Here is a 19,175-nt window from a genome sequence, read left to right on the forward strand (position 1 = left end):
AGCTGGAATAATCAGGACGAATATTAATTCCTGTAGGCACGGATAGCTTGTATGATACCCTCTAGGTTTTCGTTAAAGTCCTGCATTTGTGCAAAGACCTTATCATCTTTGGCAAGTCCACCATGTTTATTGTTCTTGCGGAATATTTCTTTGATGTGTTCCCACCGTTCTTGTTCCACTGTATTGATTAATCCAGCAAGTTCTTTCAATTTTAAAAGATTACTTTCCGTATCGGCAGTAAGGGTTTGTGACTCACTTTCATAATGTGCGAGGAGAACTTGATCGATTTCCTGTTCGTTCATCATCGGCACAACTTGTGCGACGAGCTTACTCATATTCCGATAAGACCCTTGCAGTTTGAACGGCGGTTCTGTTCGGTAATTGTCCTGCATGGCCGCACTTTGAATATAATTTTGGTTGACCTTGATGACAACGTTTCTGATCTTTAACACATGTTTTAATACCGTGATAAAATCATCGATATCTTGCTTCAGGTAATTGCCTTCTAAATCGGGAAGTTGATCTACAACCGATTGTGCATAGTTCACTAAAGCATAGAAATCGTTGAAGGATTTGCTTGCTATTTTTTCAAGGTAGCTGTTTTCAATTGCCGCATTTTCAATTAAGCTGAGATTGAACAGGGCTTCGGTATCACCGATCACATCCCCAAGATTGTATACATCCGCACGGTTGGCCAACATATCCGGAATCTGAAATTTGGATCCGCTTTCGGTGTAAGGGTTTCCTGCCATTACGATGCAGAATCTTTTCCCACGCAAATCGTATGTTTTACTCTCACCTTCAAAAATACCGTCGATCTTACGTTGCCCATCAGCCAATGAAATGAATTTCTGAAGGAATTCGGGATTCAAATGTTGGATATCATCGAGGTAAAGCATCACATTATCGGCCATTTCGAAAGCAAGATTGATCTTCTTAAGTTCCTCACGTTCACCAGAGGTTTTCGCTTCCACAGGATCTATTGAAGTAATGGAATGCCCTATTGTAGGTCCATTGATTTTCACAAAATGTAATCCCATGGTTTTCGCGAGGTATTCCATTAATGTTGTCTTTCCGTAACCTGGCGGAGAAATGAGGAGAAGCATACCCATCCTGGCGGTACGTTTATTGTCGCCAGCTGCCCCCAGCTGTTTGGCCAAATTATTTCCGATCAATGGGAAGTAAACTTCGTTGATCAACTTATTTCGGACAAAAGATGTTAGGACTTTTGGTTCAAATTCTCCGATTTTCAGCTCCTTGGCGTATGTTTTTCCGAGCTGCTCCTTCAAAGAAGCGAATTCTTGAAAACGAGGAACATTCCATTCGGCAAAAGTCTTCAATCTACGCAGAAATTGATGGTATTGAATCTGCTCTTCTCCATTGTTCAAGATCGCGTGATTTCCCTTTAATCCCTGGATGAGTGCATTGTCTTTGGCGATGATCAATTGGTATTCATCCTTCGGATAAAGAAGCGTGACTGCAGTTTCCTCCACGTACTTTTGGAAATCCTGGTAATCGTCGTTCTCGTCGATAAAAGAATTTAGCCAATTTAAGGTCAAATAGAAGCGGTCTACGAGACTAAATTGTGTATGCTGAATATCTGCTTCAAAGAGTTTAAAACTCTTTTTGTTTTCCAATAGCCGGATGAAAGCCTTTTTAAGTTCATCCGATTGCTCACTGACGACAAACTTGCTGTAGCTTGTGAAAGTCTGGAAGAGATAGCTCGCGACGTCCTCCGCATGAAATGTCGAACGATTCAAATGGGTGTCCCAATTGATGAATAATTTTGTGAGTTCGTCCACGACAGATTGGTAGCGTGTGGAATTTGGAAATGCTTTTAATACCGAATGTGTAGATTGAATCAACGCTTTCTGTTTTTCCTGCTCGTCTTGCGCAAGTGAATGCCAAAACAATTGTGCCATAGCACGCAAATGAGCATCGTAACGTAAAAGATCAAGTTTGCTATCTAGCTGTTTGATGGTATCATAGATTACCAAGGCATCAAAGTTATGCACTCCTTTGACATAACCTTCCGAATAACTTTGCTCGACAGTCTGATTGATAAACAGGTTGGCATCAAAATCTAACTGTCCTTTGGAAGCAAGGAATGTTTTATAGGCGAGATATTCAGCCCGGTATACGTCCTTATTTTCGGAAATCAGTTCCTGATCCCAAATATCGCTAAAGTTTTCGATCTCGGATCCTTTGACTTTTTGATAGAAGCTCGTTCCGGTAAGATGGAAGAATAGTTCGTCATTTTTGCGTACGAGTGTTAAACTGAGTGACTGACTATTGACGGCAAATTTATGCTTGCCAAGCGCAATAATGTTCTCTCCATCTACAAAAAGATCATTCTTGTCACGTAAAATGCGTAATGCATCCTCCTGAGATTTTTTGAGCAGGTTTTCAAGATTTTCGGCTTTTGAAACGTCACTGAGCGTTTTCAGTTCTTGCACAAGCTGTCTGATTTTGTCAATCATCAAATCTGAAGCAAAGAAACTTAGGATTTCCTCACGCGTTGCAAATGTCTTTGATTTGTTTTCGATATTCTTTAATACGCGAAGTCCAATTTGCTCGAGTGAAGAGCTGCGTTTGTTGATCTGTTCAACGATTTGCTCTCTGCGGGAATTAAATGCTTTGATGATCTCATCGCGTTTATCTGCTATCTTCAGGGCGAAGTCCTCAAATTCTGAAAACTTACTTTCGAGTTCTTCCAGTTGAACAATGACCTTGGTATAATACTCATCTACTTTTTCTGTTGTCGTAGAGAGTTCAAGGTAGTTGGTGACAGACTGTTCCAGTAGCGTAAGTTGGGCAGAAAATTCTGCAATGGCTTCCGTACTTTTTAATGAATTGAGTTTGCGCGTAAGCTGCGCCCGGACCTCATTCAAGGAAGAGAAAATAACGGCTATCTTTTCTATGATTTTGGTGGTCTGGGTGGAGTCGTCGATTTTTAAACTGTTTAGAATATCAATCAACAGCTCCAGCTCACTCGATATAGCCGAATTGGCTTCCTCGATCGCTTTGGCGTCATAGACTTTGACAATTGCAGCAACATTGTTTTTCTGCTGCTCCACTTTCTGCTCATAGGGTTGTAAAGCCTCGTCGCGGAGCAAGAAAGCAATTGTCTTTTCGGCGAGTTCGGTGGTGATTGACTGTAGCTTCTCGAGTAAAGCATCGATACGGACTATATCAATATATTTGACATTTTTGAGGTCAATGATTTCGCCCTGTAAACGTCGTGAATCTGCCAATTGATGAACAAGTTGATCCAGCTTTTCGACTACTGTACTATTGATGGAAAAGGTAAGCTCTTCCATTTTCTTCTCGGCACTGCTATTGAGTTCTGTGGCGTATTTACGTTGGGCTTGGACCTTAACAAATTCGTCAATTGCCGTATTGGCGACCTCCTTGATCTGAGCCAACGGCTGACCAAGGTTGGACAAAGCTTCATCCTTTATCCAAAAATAAGAGTCAAGCAGGACTGTCGATTTTTTGAGTATATCCTCGTAAAGACCTTCATAACTGTCTTCTTTGTTGATGAGCTGTATGACTTCTTGTGCCTCGGCCATGGCCTGTACGATCTGTTTATTACCAACCTTATAAAGTGGGTCGTCTTTTTTTAACTCATTTTCTTTGAGCACGGCCATGTAAGGGGTTTCCCAGATCTGAACCTGATGATGCCTTGTTGCTTCGGCCTCTGTATGGAAGTAAATTAAACTACCGTCTTTAAAAAGTGTGAATCCATTGCAGATGATCGGCGTTTCGACATGCTGCTGAATGATGTTATAAGACAGTAAGATGTAGGTATTCGTTTCCTCCTGACAAAAGATATAGAGAAAGTCTTCACCGTTTGGTGATGCGATGCGTCTAAGGAAACTAACCCGGTCAAACTGGACGTCAAAGATTTTATGGGTGCCATTCTGCAGGTAGTATCCGTTAGAAAAAATGATTCCTTGATTATCGGGTAGTAAAATGGCTGATTCATTCAGGGATTTAAGATTCACCACTTCTTTTGTCCGTTGATTAAAGACAAATGCACGGAAATCTTCTTGATACGGTTTGATGCGAACGGCAATCAAATTGCCAAGGTCTGCATAGTAGTAATCCGCATCATCCAATTGTTGGTCGGCGTTTGAAACTTTTTCAGAGAAGATTCCTTTCCCTGTATCGGTGTTATTTTCAATTTTGAAAGTAATATCGCCATTGATCGCTTCTATAAAGATCTTGTCCTTAATGGATATGTGTGGGTGTTTTCCGAGGCGACGGTCTTCCAAGGTTGTTTTTGTCCATTCAAATTCAAATTGGTTGGGCAATTTGACTTCGTGGATGCTGCGGTCATCCTGATATTGGAGCTTTCCGTCTTTAATCAACCACTTGAATGCCTTCAGGTCAGCAGGATTTTTGCTGGTCTGAAAGATCATATAAAGATAGTTTTCCGTACGTCGAAACTTGGAAAAGATCGAGTCGCGATAGTATTTGTATAAATTTTGATAATCGCCAATGAAATTAGGATCATTGATCAGATCGAGTGATTGTGGGATAAACTGATTGTTTTCGAACGTATATACACTGAAAACATCTTCGAGTTTAATTTCGGTACGTAACCCAAAATGGACGTTATAACCAAATATACATAGCTTGTCCAGGGCCAAAATACCGCGAGCAACACAGTTATTTTCTGTCGTGATCCGTTGATTGGCTTTGAGTATAAAACTTGTCGCATTAAATACTTCCTTGCGGGCATTATTTAGTTGCTGGAGTTTGATAGAAAGCTCTTCCTTTTGTGTAAGGAGCCGCTTTCGAATAATCTCGTATGCACCTTGATCAAGGGAGTCGTTCTGATTTATTACGTTTTCTTCTGGCATAAAATGAGCTTTCTCGACTTGGTATATGTGATAAAATCTTGTGTTCGTTGCCTGCAATGCTAATTAGCATTGCAGGCAATAGTGAATTGGGTATGGGCTAGGACAGTTTCTTGTTTGATATGCCCAAGTTTTTCGCCAATCCGAACAAAGAATTGATAAAGCTGCTGTCTTCGCCATTTTCAGCGTCAGTCGCCGCTTGTTGAAGTTTAATCAATGCTGCTGAAACGGTGAGGTTCTTAATATCGTTTGTGGAAATTCCATATTTATCGGCTAATCCACGCACCTTCTCTGCGAGGTCTCCTTGTCCATCTGGACCTATCAAAGAATTTTTAATAGCTGTGGCATGTTTAGAGTTGTCAATCAAGTGATCAAAACCTTTGGAGTTGGATACTTGACGGACGATATTCTCAAAGAACATGGTTTCACCACCAACAATATCGATTTTTGCTGTTTTAAGTGCTTCCGATAATACGCCGGCTTGTGCTTGAGCAATGTCTTTTTGGATATTGATGTGTGCGAGTTCAATATCACGTTCTTTTTGCAATTGCAATTTGAATTCTTCGTGATCTCTGCCCACGCCGTCCAATTTCTTCATAGCCTCAGCTTTCTCTTCTATACCTTTTGCTTCAGCAAGTGCTTTCTCACGCACAACTTCCGCCTGTGCTAAGCCCTCTTTACGCATCGCTTCCGCTTTCTTCTCAATGACACTAGCTTCTACAGTACCTTGTTTTTCTTCAGCTTCAGCTTTGGCAACCATAACTTCGGCCTCGGATAAGCCAAGCGCAGCTTCTTCTTTGGCTTGTGCCTCGGCAATAATCTTACGACTTTCGGCCTCTTTGAGCGATGCTTCTTTTTTCGCTTCCGCATCGATCAATAGTTCTTGTGCACGCTTTTCGGCGATTTTACGAGCAGCCTCCGCGTCGATTACTTTTTTCTCTGCTTCCTGTTCTGCCGCAATTTTTGCAGCTTCGGCAGCTTTAACAGTTGAAATTAATTTTTCTTCTGCTTCTTGTGATGCCGCAATAACACCCGCTTGTTTTTTACGTTCTACTTCACGGAATACTTCGATGTCTTTGACGCCTTGTTGCTCTTCAACAACACCTTTTTCCAATTGTACACGTTCTTTGATAACGCCTTGGATACTTTTCTTTTCGGTTTCGATCGAGCGTTCTTTGTCGATCTGTGCTAAGGTAACAATGCGCTCGCGTTCTGTTTGTTCTAAGGCGCGATCTTTTTCTACACGTTCGGCCTCCACAGCATCGGTACGTTGTTTATTCTTTTCAGCAATGATAATCTGCCGCAGTTTATTTTCTTCTTGAACAGCGAGTTGCTCTTCGGTAGAAATCCGGACGCTTTCGTACTTGAGACGTTCTTCTTCACGGACCTTTGCTATTTCTGCTTCTTCGCGTGCTCTGATGTTGTCAATTTCCCGTTTTTGTTTCTCTTCCTTTTCGGCAAGCTGACGGTCTAGTTCTAGAATCGCTTCCCTTGCTTCCACGTTTTGTTTTTTGATTAGTTTCTCCTCATCACGACGAATGAAGTTGGCGTTTATATTCTGTTTGGCCGTTAATTCGGTGATTTTTTTGATACCCTCACTGTCTAGGATATTATTTGGATTGAGATGTTCGATGTCGGTCTGTTCAAGGTAATCAATCGCACAGTCGTCCAAAATATAACCATTAAGATCAGTTCCGATGACGTCCAGTATCTCATCACGGAATTCGCGACGGGCTTCGTATAATTCAATGAAATCAAATTTCTTACCTACTGTTTTGAGTGCTTCGGAGAATTTAGATTCAAAAATACTTTTTAATGTTTCTGGTTCACTGGCGCGGTCGCAACCTAAATTTTGGGCTACATTGATCACATCATCTACATTTTTATTGACACGAACAAAGAAAGCAACTTTGATATCTGCACGAATATTGTCCTTACAGATCAAACCTTCACCCTGCATACGGGCAATCTCAATTTTTTTGATTGAGATATCCATGATCTCCATCTTGTGAAATACAGGTACAACATACATTCCCTTGTTGAATGCTACTTTTGTACCACCAACACCGGTTCGTACAATCGCTTTCCCTTGTGGAATTTTCTTGTAGAATGCACTCAATACAACAAAGAATGCAAAAATTAAAAAGACAGCCAAACCGACAATTAAAAGTATAATTCCGTTTAAGCCACTTAAAAATAAAAGAGGTTGATATAGCATATGATTTGTATTTATTTAGATTTTAATATTTGGGTTTACGATTAGAATTTAAAGAATAAAGATTCGCTCTTTTAGGACAGTTGTTTAGTGTCGGGGCTTTGCGTTTATTCCTTTTCCATTAAATATTGTCTATCGTGATTTCTTTGGTCACATAATAATATTTCTTGTCCTTGGATTCGTCAACAATAATGACATCGTCTCCATAGCCTATTTTCTCCCCATTATGGCTGACAACATTGAGGCGAATAGGATCCTGTTGGATGATAAATTCGGCAGAACCTATTTTCTTGCCTTCAATACTGGCTCTCATTTTACCCATGCGACCAAGAAAATCGTGACTTTCTTCGCCATTGTAACCTATACTTTTGAACATTTTAGCTAAAGGTTTGGTCAGAAAATGCATTAAAATAAATGTAACAATAAAAACAGGGATGAGGATTAATACGGACTTTATTCCCCATGAAGCAACGTCTATAAAGAGTGAAGAAACAATGGTAATTATCCAGCCTATAAATTTGAACAGTGTTACAATAAGCATGATGGGTACTTTGCCAACATTGATGTAATCCATTGCTTTCGCAAAGAAGCCAGGTTCTGTATTAGCGTCCGTATCCGTATGATGATGGTGTGCATGATCGCCGCCCTCAGTTGCGATATCATGTGAGCCATCAACGTCCGTGACATCAGGTGTAGGATGGAGGTCTATATCTGCATCGGCATCAAATAGATGTACTCCATCACCCATCAGAAACATAAATAACCAATACACTACAGACATGCCAGTTAAGACTGTCATAATTCCATTGGACAATGGATTGAATAAGATATTGATTAATTCTGTCATAGTGTTATTGTTTAAATTTTCTCCCTCTTGAACGTGTAATGAAACGACCAGGAATTCCCATTGACTTCAAGGTCCTGCATGGTTACCAATTCCCAGCCCTGATTTCCAAGATCATTTAAGATTTCATCAATTTTTTCGGGATCCAACTTTGTTCCCCAGAAACCTTTAGGTTCAATTTTTAGTGTTTTATATTCAAATCTTTTCATCATTATTTAATTTTCTTTTTAGTTCTTCTAATTCGTTGTTGACGGCTTCAGACCCGCCTATGGTCTCGTTGATCTCATCAACTTTACTTTTGTTACCTAGTGCAATCTCACCATAGGCCTTTGCTAGTGCTTCATCTTCTTCGACTTTCTCTTTCATACGTTCTAACATGGAAATCGTACTATTGGAATCGATATTAGCGAGCTGACGATTGACCATTTTAGCTGCGTTGGATACCTTTACACGTGCCTTTAAAGTAGAGAGTTCACCTTCCCATTTCGATATATTGAATTTGAGAATGTCTACATTTTTGTGTAGCTCATCCGCTGAACTTTGATGAATCACGGCTTGTTTCTCCAATTCACCAGCTTCGATTAATAACTGTTTTTTCAACAACAGCGCTTCCTTTGCAAGACCTTCTGCCTTTTCTGTCGTTAATTCTCCCTTTTGTGCTTTTTGGAGTAATAGAATAGCTTTGTTTTCGAATTCATTGGCTTCTTCTTTTTTCTTTTCACCATTGTTTTGGGTACGTATGGCTAACGCTTTAACTTTAGCATAGGCTTCTAACGATTGTTCCAGGTCCTCTTTCATCTCACGGATACCCTGTTCCGTCATTTTGATGGGGTCTTCCATTTTGTCCACGACTGCGTGGATCTCGGCTTGACCAATTCTGAAAATTCTCTTAAAAATATTCATTATTCTATAATTTTGAAAAACTTATTAACTGATTATAATATTCACTCATCAAAAGACTCAGCGAATTAATGGCTGCATCAAACTCATTCTGATCGAGATTATGTATTTGTAAGGTATACCGAAATATAACTTTGGTACCATCTTCTGTTAATGCAAACCCACCGTGTATAATATCTCTATTCTTTATCAATAGTGATTTGAACATATCCATGGTGTCATTGCTGATTGTAAAAAGATATTGCTCAAAAATCAGGATGGGTTGGGCAATGCCTACAATCAGGTTACGGATTCCGTCGTCTTCATTTTCGATGACGAAGATTCCTTCTTTTGTATCCTTATGGGTGATGGTGTAACCGATATTGGCGATATAATTTTCAATTTTTGAGAAGTACATAATCAAGTTTTTTATATATTGCACATATTCTTTGCATAAAGGTAATAAAAATGCAAAAATATTTTGCAATAAATATTCAATTTTTTTTAAAATGAGCAACGTAGGCAACAATATTAAGAAATTAAGAAAAGTGAAAGGAATGAGTCAACAGGCATTTGGGGATATTTTTAATCTTACTAGAGGTAATATTTCGTCTTACGAAGAAATGCGTGCAGAGCCAAAAATTGAGATTGTTCTGAAGATTGCAAATTATTTTGGCATTCCTGTGCAGCATCTTATTGAAAAAAATCTATCTGTCAATGAAATTCTTAATTTCAATGATTATTTTGATCCAAATGTTTCTCTTATTGGACGTAAAAGATTGTTACAAATCCCGCTGCTGGAACGAGATGGTATTTTTGAGGCGGGTAGTCATTTTTCGAAATTAGAAGAGCTTCCGATAATTGAATTTCCTTTGCAAAGTAGGAACCGCCTCATCGCAATCGAATACGCTGACGCTATTCCGGTGCCGAGTGATTTTTTGGCTGGCCCTCAATCGATTTTATTTTTTGAAGAGGTAGATGTTCAGAGCCTACATACGTTGGATAAAGCATTTGGTTTGTATTTTTCCGAAGAAGAGCTCTTTATTGGAAAATACAGTTTGCAGGAAAAGGAGATTAGTTTAGCCTTAAATGCCTGGAAGAAGATTGATCTCACTTTGGGAGAGAAAGCATATTTCTGGAAATTGTATGGTAGGTTTGAGCGAATCTAATTGCGCGGAACTTTTTCCTATTGTTTATTCTGTTTTGCCGGTATCGGGCGTATTTCTATGTTGTTATCATATCCATGGTTAATTACGTAATTGCAGTCCACTTACAAGGTATTAACAAGGGGTTTGCAGGGGTTTACCCTTGTTATACCCCTGTTATACCCCTGTTAACCCCTTGTAATACCCCTAATATATACGGCTTTGGAGTTGATCTGATGTGGACTTGCCTACAAGAAAAGAAGATTCCTAAATCAGGCCTGCAGAATGTGAGTGTCCACAAAAAATTTCGTAGAGTCGGGCATTGTAATTAAATTAGTTCGATAATAAAGTAACGTTACAAAAAGGTAGGGTTGTGATTAAGATGATGGTGAACTTGTCGATCCGATAAAACTAGAGTGATTTATTTAGTTTTAGAACAACACGCATAAACGGATAAATGACCAGACATAAAAAACTAAATTTAAATAAATGAAGAAAGTAGCCTTATCAGCATTAATTGCTGGATTTTTTGTTATTTCCTGCAATAATTCCACGACTAAAAAAGTCGACGTAAAAGATACAACTGCCGCTATTGACTTAAAAAAAGATACGGCCGAAACGTCGGTAGAAAATAGCGGTGGCGAAGTGCCAATACCGAAATTTAGTTCTGCTGAAACACAAAAATTGGCGGAGGATTACACAAAATATATTAAAGAATTTATCGCTGTTGCTAAAAGCGGCGATGTTGTTAAGCTTAAGGAGCTTGCAGCGAAGCGACAGGAATGGGCGACCAAAGAAACTGAAGCTGTTGCTAAGTTTACGCCGGAAGATGCTAAATTATGGAAGGCGTATGCAGAGAACCTAGGAAGAGCGTTGACTGCCAGCCTGACAAAATAAGTTGGAAACAATCGACGAGGTAGGGGCTTGAAAAACCTACCTCGCTGATCATACTAGAAGGGCAGATCATCTTCATTTTCATCTGGAGGTGTTGGAATGTCTTCTTTAGCACCGTTCGAATCAGATAAAATCATGAAATTATCTACTTTAATTTCTGTGACATATTGTTTTACCCCATCTGCGTTCTCATAGTTACGATAGGTGAGTTTGCCTTCAACCATGAGTTTGGTCCCACGTTGGCATTTCTTTTCAATGGTATTGTTTTGCTTACCCCAAACCACGAGTGTATGCCATTGAACTTCTTCAACCCATTCACCGGCTTTGTTCTTGAAAAGATCATTGGTGGCGAGACGTAATATGGAGTAATTGGTGCCAGTGGAAGTTGTTTTGATTAACGGGTCGTTTCCTAAATGCCCAACCAATTGTACTTTGTTGCGTAATGTGCTCATGTGTCTAATTTTTAAAAGTTTTTAATAATTCTTATTTTAGTTGATGGTCATTGGCTATGAATGCCCAATGATCTTAAGCAAAGGTGGGGCGGGGAAATAATTATAGTCGTCTATTTACCATTTGTATTCGACTATAGTCGATTGTAACCGTTTGTTGTCGTTTAATCTTCCGTTATGAGTGCTGTCGAAAAAGTCTGCCTTGAATGTGGCAAAGTAATATATGGCCGTTCGGACAAGCGATTTTGTGATGATGCTTGCCGGAACGCCTATAACAATAAATTAAATAGCGACCAGACCAATCTGGTGCGCAATGTGAATAATATCCTACGAAAAAACCGCCGTATTTTATTAGATGCGTTGAGTGGGGAGGGTATGGTGAAGATACAACGGGAAAAGTTAAAGCGGTTGGGATTTGATTTTAAGTTTCATACACATACTTTTTCCAATAACAAGGGGCAGACCTATAGCTTTATTTACGAAACAGGCTATCTGTTGTTGGAGAATGATTGGGTATTGATTGTTCAAAAGAAACCGCTGTGATGTTGATCACAATAGATTCATTTGTATTGGTTTAGTTTGCAGAACTGAGCTTGGCTTTTCTTATTGCAATATAATTAAAAATAGTAAACGTTAGAATCAATATGTAATAGCATACTGGGATGAGTAAAAAATAGGCGCTATTAAAGATATTGGTTAAAAAAGACGGTAGTGCAATTTTAAAAAAATCTGCAAGAATGATATAGCCGATGAAACTTCCGAGAAAAAATAGTCCAACAGCGTGTATTACAATTATTTTTTTTAGGTGCTTACTGTATAAGGCGTCTTTATTTTGTTTCGTATAACCCATAATTGCTGGGACCAATAACCCGAATAATGGATTGACCAAAAAGGTGAGCGATGCTAAATATAGCGCTTTAATACTTCCTGTTTGGTTGTTGTCGATACTGATTTGATTTACATTTGGCATAATGAGTTGTTCTAATGGTATTTCCAAAATTTGACTGATCTGTTTGAGACTAAATCCACTGATTTCTTCCGTGCCTTTTTCTATGCGTTGCACTGTTCTTAGCGATACCCCCGCTTGATCGGCGAGTTCCTGCTGCGTTAGTCCCTTACGTTTTCTTGCTAGTTTGATTAATTGATTAGCTGATTGACTTTCCATGGTTCAAAGATGGGGAAATAGTCGTTGAATTTTAGTGAAATTGATGCGACAATAATATGCCAATATCGTACTGAACAATATAACAGATTAATAATCAAAAGTTTTTGGAATTTGGTAAATATTTTGAATCTTTGCAATTCAATAGAGTAATTAATAAAAACGGAAGAATATGTTTGCAATATTAGAAAATCCCGCTTCGTCCACAGAGAAGATTCTCGGGAATATTCTTCGGAATACGGCCCTTTCCTAATCTTCTTCTTAATACGTTAAGTAACCTAGGTTGATATTGGCTAAAACGTGGCGCTCGAAATGGTAGTCCACTTTTCCAATATGCTTAGCTTATTCAGGAGTTTTAAAAATCCAGTTACTTTCAACGTTATCGTGAAAGCTGGATATGAATGTTATGTTTTAGAAAATTTTATGAATTCAGTAAATAAATATGTCCTTCAGGCGCTGGATAACTATCCGATGTATTTGGAGGAGACCATGGAATCCTTATCCTATGCGCTATCCTATGATGAGTCCAATACAATGGCGCTGTGTTTGATGGGAAGAGTTCATGCCGAACAGCTATTGGACTATGAGCAGGCAAAAAGGTATTTCCAGGAAGCTTTGGTGCATAATGTGCAGGCACTGGAAGTATATCCTTATTTCATTCAGACATTGATTGATATGGGGGAATATAAAGCTGCAAAAAAGACGATCAAATTTGCTTTGACACTTCCGGCCATGCCCTTGACAGGAATCTGGATCAAGAAAGCACTTCTATTTGAAAAAATGAGAAAATACAAAAAGGCATTGAAGGCGTTAAAAAAGGCTAAACTTGAAAATGTTGACCTCGATTTTTCGTCAAGCCTGAAGGCGATTGAAGATCGGATTAAAGGAAAACAGGAAATTAAGAATGGGAACGAAAAGGAAAACAAGAAAGAACGGAAGAACAGCCGAAAATAATCTCACCTTATTCGGATAACAGTTTTTATTTTGAACGAAGCCCAATAAAGAAGCCCTAGCTGAAATTTCAGCTAGGGCTTTATCAATATAGTTAAGAATTATTCTGCTCTTAAGATTTTTGCAGCCTCAACCATCGACTCTAAAGCCGCTTTGGTCTCTGGCCAAGCACGAGTTTTCAAACCACAGTCAGGGTTAACCCAAAGTTGTTCTGCTGGAACTACTGCTTTTGCTTTGCGCAATAGATCTACCATCTCATCTTTGCTTGGAACACGTGGTGAGTGAATGTCATAAACACCTGGACCAATATCATTTGGATATTTGAAATCACCGGCGAAAGCATTCAATAATTTCATTTGAGAACGTGAAGTCTCAATCGTGATAACGTCGGCATCCATTGCAGCGATATCTTCGATCACATTATTGAACTCAGAATAACACATGTGTGTGTGAATCTGTGTATCGTCTTCAACATTTGATGAAGAGACACGGAAAGCACGTACTGCCCAGTTCAAGTAATCTTTTTGATCAGCTTTACGTAGCGGTAATCCTTCACGGATAGCTGGTTCATCGATTTGTATGATTTTGATACCTGCTTTTTCCAAGGCTTGTACTTCATCCAAGATCGCCAATGCAATTTGGTAAGTCGTTGTCGAGCGCGGTTGATCGTTACGTACGAAAGACCATTGTAAAATTGTTACAGGACCAGTCAACATACCTTTAACCGGACGATTTGTCAATGATTGTGCATATGAAGACCAACGGACAGTCATATCTTCAGGACGGTATACGTCACCATAGATAATCGGAGGTTTTACACAACGTGAACCGTAAGATTGTACCCAACCATTTTGTGTGAATGCGTAACCAGCCAATTGTTCACCGAAGTATTCAACCATGTCATTACGTTCGAATTCGCCGTGTACTAATACGTCGATATCCAATTGCTCTTGAAGACGGATGGTGTTTTCTGTTTCTTCTGCGATTGCTTTATCGTATTCTGCCTGCGTAATAGCACCCTTTTTCAGGTCTGCTCTCCATTTACGAACATCTTTCGTTTGTGGGAATGAACCGATAGTTGTGGTCGGGAATGCCGGTAAGTTGAATTTCGCTTGTTGCGCCGCTTTACGCTCAGCAAATGCTGAGGTACGTTTTGCATCGTCATCAGTGATATTGCTTGTACGTGTTTTGACCTCTGGTTTGTGGATCAATGGAGAGGTACGACGGCTTTCAGCAGCCGCTTTGTTCGCTTCGAAGCGTTTTGCTGTTTCAGCGTCAACTTCACCTTCCGCTAGTACGGCTAAATCTTTTACTTCAGCTAATTTTTGTTTAGCAAATGCTAACCAGTTTTTTACTTCAGCCGGTAGCGATTGCTCATTGTGTTCATTGTCTAAGTCAAAAGGAACGTGCAACAGTGATGAAGAAGGAGCTACCCATACACGGTCTTTTCCTAATGCATCAACAGCCTGTTTGATTTTGACCAATGATTTTTCGTAATCATTTTTCCAGATGTTACGGCCTTCAACAATACCTAAAGATAATGTTAATGAAGCAGGAACTTTAGCCAATACCGTATCCAATTGGTTTTCACCGCGTACCAGATCCAAATGTAAAGCATGGATAGGTAAGTTAACTGCGATATCTTCGTTGTCTTTTAAAGCTTCGAAGTAAGTCGTTGCGATTAATTTGATATTTTTTGCTGCTGCAGCTAATTTTTCGAAAGTAGGTTGATATAAAGCTTTTACTTTAGCATCTAAATCCAATGCTAAGAAAGGCTCGTCAATCTGAACATATTGTGCACCAGCATCAGCTAGTTTAGCTAGAATTTGCTCATATACTGGAATAAGTTTATCCAATAAATCGATACGGTCGAAGCCAGCTTCTTTTTCTTTACCGATCAAAAGGTATGTGATAGGACCTAATAGAACTGGTTTAGTATCGATGCCCAATGATTTTGCTTCGTTGTATTCATTTAAGAATTTTTCGGAAGTCAATTTGAATTCTTGATCTTTGGTGAATTCTGGTACCATGTAGTGGTAGTTCGTATCCAACCACTTGGTCATTTCCATTGCAGTCACGTCGATTCCTTCTTGTTGGAAACCGCGCGCCATGGCAAAATATAGATCTAAACTGTAATTGTTGTCTACTTTATTCAATAAAGAATGGTAGCGAGCAGGAATTGCACCAACAGTAAGGGTTAAATCCAATACTTGATCGTAAAAAGAGAAATCATTGGAAGGGATCAAATCTATTCCAGCATCTTTTTGTGTTTTCCAATTGCCTTCACGAATTTTTTTTGCTGTGTCCAATAATTCCTCAACAGAAGATTTTTTAGCCCAATAGGCCTCATTGGCTTTTTTCAATTCGCGGAACGCGCCCACACGAGGGTAACCTAAATTGTTAGTCAATAACATAATGAATGTTTTTAATATTTCTTTTTCAACTATATTTCTTGCTAGAGAGAGAAGGACACACTAGAATTCGGTGACTTCGGCTTATCATTCCCATATCAAGTAGGGTAGAATTTAGCACCTTGTCAAGGGACAGGTTGCTAAGGCTTCATCGGGTCTATTCCCTCTGCCTTTCTCTATAAGCGACGCTAAGTTAGAACATTTCTTTTTGAAATGCAAATTTTTTATAAAAGTGCGTCAATTTTTTATATTCTACTAAGGATGAAATTGTTTTGTTCTTTTATTTTCATCCACGAATTCAAGTATGTCACGCTACAATACGTGTGTAGCATAAAAAGGGGAATGACTATATTTTTCATTCCCCTTTTTTTTAGCTTACCAAAAGCTTGTAACCTTTTCCGTGCACATTGACAATTTCAACTTTGCTGTCTTCTTTTAGATATTTACGAAGTTTACTGAGAAATACATCCATACTTCTACCCGTAAAGTAGTTATCATCATGCCATATTTTTAACAAGGCTTCTTCCCGGGTCAGCACATCATTTTTCTTTAAGCAAAGCAAGCGGAGTAGTTCAGCTTCTTTCGTGGATAGTTTTTGCATCTGTCCTTTGTAAGAAATCTGCTGACTTGTATAATCAAAGAAATAATCGCCAATTTCAAATTTATCAGCAACCACTTCTTCTTCTTTGTCTCGAACACTGCGTTTCAGCAAAGCATTGATGCGGAGCAATAATTCCTCCACTCGAAAAGGCTTGGTGATATAATCATCTCCTCCTAGCTCAAATGCTTCGGTCTTATCTTCCATCATCCCCTTTGCTGTGGCAAAGATAATAGGAACAGTACTGTTTGTTTTTCTGATTTCACGTCCAACTGTAAATCCGTCCTTTTTGGGCATCATGACATCAAAAATACAAAGGTCGTAGTTATTTTTTTTGAATTGAGAAATCGCTTCATCTCCATCCGTGCATAATGTGACGTCAAATTTTCCCTTTAATTCGAGATAGTCTTTTAAAAGATCCCCCAAATTAGGATCATCTTCTGCTAATAATATCTTTTGCATAATGAATATATTAATTTTCACCAATGTCCTTGATGCTGATAAATCAGCTTTCCTCAACCTTTGAAATTTTTTAAAGAGGAAATATACAAAAAAGGAACGTTTTATTTTTTAATAGGCAAAATTACTTCAAAGGTCGTGCCCTTATCTTTTTCACTTTTAACTGTAATTTTTCCGTTAAGCCTTCTCAGGATATCCTGTACATAACTTAAGCCGAGACCAAACCCTTTGACATTATGAACATTTCCAGTTGGAATACGGTAAAACTGGTCGAAAATCTTTTGCAGGTGATCCCGGCTCATCCCAATACCGTTGTCGGCTATGGTGACAACAATGGTATCGCCAACGTTTTTTGAATGGATGTTGACATGTAAATCTCCTTTGCTGTACTTGATGGCATTATCCAATAGATTGTAAAATACATTTGAAAAATGTAATTCATCACCGATGACAATATCCTTGGTCGCTGCAAGATCTATACTGAATTTGCCGCCAATATTCTGCATCCGTAGCTGCATGCTGTCCGTTACTGCCGAAACAAGATCATTGATGCATACTTCTACCTGGTCGAGTTTTAGCGTTTCTTTTTCTAGTCTCGCCAAATCGAGCACACGTTCAATATGATTTCCGAGTCTAACATTTTCATCGTAGATGATATTAGCCAATTTCTGCACCCGCTTGTGGTCGGCATTGATGTCTGGATCTTTAAGGGACTCACTGGCTATCATAATCGTCGCAACAGGTGTTTTAAACTCATGCGTCATGTTGTTGATGAAATCTGTTTTCATTTCCGAAACTTTCTTTTGTCTGAATATGATAATCAGTGTATATGCAAAACAACCCACCAATAAGAAAAGTAGCGCCAGCATAGGCAGCAACAGATAGCCCATATTATCCGCGATTATCGCCTTTTTATTGGGGAAATAGATGGTTAATTTTCCAGGTGCAGCACCGATATCGCCTTTAAAAAGTGCCGTCGAGTATTTAGTTGTATTTGTTGGGTTATTTAAAGCGGCTTCGTTTAAAATATTATTTAGTAATATATTGTTTGTGCTCCATATTTCAATATTAAAAGGAGCTTTAATGTCGCGTTGAGCTAACTCTTCTTTGATAAGTTCTTGGACGATGATCACATTCAATCGATCCTTTAACGGACGTTTAGCCAGTTCCATTCCAATAGCAACATCTTCGATGTAGTCTGCTTTTTTGCCTCCCAGCATCGCAACGGAATCGTATACATTAAAACCGCTCCACGCATTTTTTCTGTTGAGAACATCCAATCTTTTTTCGAGATCAGAAATTGTCTTTGCAAGCTTCGCATTCTCCCTAGGTGGCAATGTGGCTACCCTGAATTTTGTCTGTTGATTGACCAGCGGGTCCATTAATGGGATAACAAACCGTGTGCTATCGTCTTTTCCGCTAATCTGATCATCCACCTTTGACGCATTTAACATGATATATGCTTGTACCAAATTATCGTCGGTAAGCTCATTTGAAACAGAAAATTTGATGAATTTCTGGTACTCCGGTCTTTTGATGTATGTCTCGTAGAATGAATTTTTGATTTCAATTACATTTGGATACAAAGCACGCAATTGGTCTTCTTGCTCTTTAAAGTTTGAGAAAACAACATGTTGTTTGTTTTTTAATTCTTCAATTCTATACTGTATTTCGAGTTGCTCGGCCAAAAGACGTTGTTTGGCTTGTTCCTGCTTGGATTTTTCAATATTACGCTCCTGTTGAACCTTAGCAAAGTCAACTACCTCCCGTCTTTCAAGCTTTCCGGCTACAGCTGTAATCGCAGCATTGACGGACTCATCAAATAATTGAGACTTTTGGCGATAAGAATCTCTCAGAAAATAGAATTGCATGGCCAATACCCCAATGAGAGCAAGAGACATCAGTCCAATGATTAATACAATGCTATTTTTCTTCATTAGTATTGGGTATTAAATAAATGTATTTTGAATATATCACAAAGTTTATAACGCTCAGTTTATTTACCATTTGCGTATTCATCCCTTATGCCATGTGAGTGGCCATTTAAGGTGCGATAGCTCATTTTTCTTAAATTGTTACAAATATAAAGATGCTAATGTGTTTTGAAGCTGTTTTAACAATGTTTAACAGCAATCTGTTTAAATATAGATGCTGTTCTTTGTAAATTAGTGAATAGAAATGGATTATGGGCTGAATACGCTGTGAACAAATTTTAATCTACGCGGTTGAGTCTGACTGCTGGAGAAGTGAATAAGCCGAATATGACGCGTTCATTGGTACAATGAGTGCTCTTTAATAACTAT

Annotated in this window: 15 protein-coding genes and 1 riboswitch; of the genes, 4 read left to right on the top strand and 11 right to left on the bottom strand. The window is 38.8% G+C overall.

What is annotated here, in order from left to right; translation table 11 throughout:
* Positions 1-23: 23 nt before the first annotated feature.
* From AAW12_RS16940 to AAW12_RS16965, 6 genes are all read right to left on the bottom strand, one after another.
* Positions 24-4,868 (bottom strand): DNA repair ATPase, encoded by a 4,845-nt coding sequence (locus AAW12_RS16940; RefSeq protein ID WP_046674832.1) that lies wholly within the window; start codon positions 4,866-4,868, stop codon positions 24-26.
* A gap of 97 nt (positions 4,869-4,965) precedes the next feature.
* The gene (locus AAW12_RS16945; RefSeq protein WP_046674833.1) at positions 4,966-7,083 is read right to left on the bottom strand and encodes a flotillin family protein; all 2,118 of its coding nucleotides are present in this window, start codon (positions 7,081-7,083) and stop codon (positions 4,966-4,968) included.
* A gap of 118 nt (positions 7,084-7,201) precedes the next feature.
* Positions 7,202-7,927 carry an OB-fold-containig protein gene (locus AAW12_RS16950; protein ID WP_046674834.1) on the bottom strand — a complete coding sequence of 242 codons (726 nt, stop codon included), beginning with the start codon at positions 7,925-7,927 and terminating at the stop codon, positions 7,202-7,204.
* Positions 7,928-7,938: 11 nt separating this feature from the next.
* Positions 7,939-8,136: a DUF4177 domain-containing protein gene (locus tag AAW12_RS16955; protein ID WP_083295781.1), complete on the bottom strand. Its 198-nt coding sequence runs from the start codon at positions 8,134-8,136 to the stop codon at positions 7,939-7,941.
* The gene (locus tag AAW12_RS16960) at positions 8,120-8,827 is read right to left on the bottom strand and encodes a PspA/IM30 family protein (protein WP_046674836.1); all 708 of its coding nucleotides are present in this window, start codon (positions 8,825-8,827) and stop codon (positions 8,120-8,122) included. Before AAW12_RS16960 ends, AAW12_RS16955 begins: the two co-directional genes overlap by 17 nt.
* A 4-nt stretch (positions 8,828-8,831) precedes the next feature.
* A complete protein-coding gene (locus AAW12_RS16965; protein ID WP_046674974.1) occupies positions 8,832-9,221 on the bottom strand; it encodes a YbjN domain-containing protein in 390 nt (129 codons plus the stop codon).
* A gap of 91 nt (positions 9,222-9,312) precedes the next feature.
* Between AAW12_RS16965 and AAW12_RS16970 the strand changes: the two genes are divergently transcribed.
* The gene (locus AAW12_RS16970; protein ID WP_046674837.1) at positions 9,313-9,972 is read left to right on the top strand and encodes a helix-turn-helix domain-containing protein; all 660 of its coding nucleotides are present in this window, start codon (positions 9,313-9,315) and stop codon (positions 9,970-9,972) included.
* A gap of 465 nt (positions 9,973-10,437) precedes the next feature.
* Positions 10,438-10,845, top strand: coding sequence for a hypothetical protein (locus AAW12_RS16975; protein ID WP_046674838.1), 408 nt, complete (start codon positions 10,438-10,440; stop codon positions 10,843-10,845).
* Positions 10,846-10,898: 53 nt separating this feature from the next.
* Here AAW12_RS16975 and AAW12_RS16980 read toward each other — a convergent pair whose 3' ends face one another.
* Positions 10,899-11,294: a single-stranded DNA-binding protein gene (locus AAW12_RS16980; RefSeq protein WP_046674839.1), complete on the bottom strand. Its 396-nt coding sequence runs from the start codon at positions 11,292-11,294 to the stop codon at positions 10,899-10,901.
* 174 nt (positions 11,295-11,468) lie between these two features.
* On the opposite strand from AAW12_RS16980, the gene AAW12_RS16985 reads away from it, so the two are divergent.
* Entirely contained in the window at positions 11,469-11,834 is a 366-nt protein-coding gene (locus AAW12_RS16985) for a hypothetical protein (RefSeq protein WP_046674840.1), read from the top strand.
* Between the two features lie 31 nt (positions 11,835-11,865).
* Here the strand turns inward: AAW12_RS16985 and AAW12_RS16990 are convergent, their stop codons facing one another.
* The gene (locus AAW12_RS16990; protein ID WP_046674841.1) at positions 11,866-12,456 is read right to left on the bottom strand and encodes a helix-turn-helix domain-containing protein; all 591 of its coding nucleotides are present in this window, start codon (positions 12,454-12,456) and stop codon (positions 11,866-11,868) included.
* Positions 12,457-12,876: 420 nt separating this feature from the next.
* Here AAW12_RS16990 and AAW12_RS16995 point away from each other — a divergent pair, with 420 nt between their 5' ends.
* Complete coding sequence (locus tag AAW12_RS16995; protein WP_046674975.1) at positions 12,877-13,407, top strand: hypothetical protein; 531 nt, start codon at positions 12,877-12,879, stop codon at positions 13,405-13,407.
* 98 nt (positions 13,408-13,505) lie between these two features.
* On the opposite strand, the gene metE is transcribed toward AAW12_RS16995, so the two are convergent.
* From metE to AAW12_RS17010, 3 genes are all read right to left on the bottom strand, one after another.
* Positions 13,506-15,818 (bottom strand): 5-methyltetrahydropteroyltriglutamate--homocysteine S-methyltransferase, encoded by a 2,313-nt coding sequence (metE, locus tag AAW12_RS17000; protein ID WP_046674842.1) that lies wholly within the window; start codon positions 15,816-15,818, stop codon positions 13,506-13,508.
* Between the two features lie 78 nt (positions 15,819-15,896).
* Positions 15,897-16,000, bottom strand: a riboswitch (SAM riboswitch).
* A 185-nt stretch (positions 16,001-16,185) separates the two neighbouring features.
* The gene (locus AAW12_RS17005; protein ID WP_197084074.1) at positions 16,186-16,875 is read right to left on the bottom strand and encodes a response regulator transcription factor; all 690 of its coding nucleotides are present in this window, start codon (positions 16,873-16,875) and stop codon (positions 16,186-16,188) included.
* Positions 16,876-16,976: 101 nt separating this feature from the next.
* Entirely contained in the window at positions 16,977-18,809 is a 1,833-nt protein-coding gene (locus AAW12_RS17010) for a sensor histidine kinase (RefSeq protein ID WP_046674843.1), read from the bottom strand.
* Positions 18,810-19,175 lie beyond the last annotated feature (366 nt).

The sequence above is a fragment of the Sphingobacterium sp. Ag1 genome, from assembly GCF_000988325.1.
GTDB lineage: Bacteria > Bacteroidota > Bacteroidia > Sphingobacteriales > Sphingobacteriaceae > Sphingobacterium.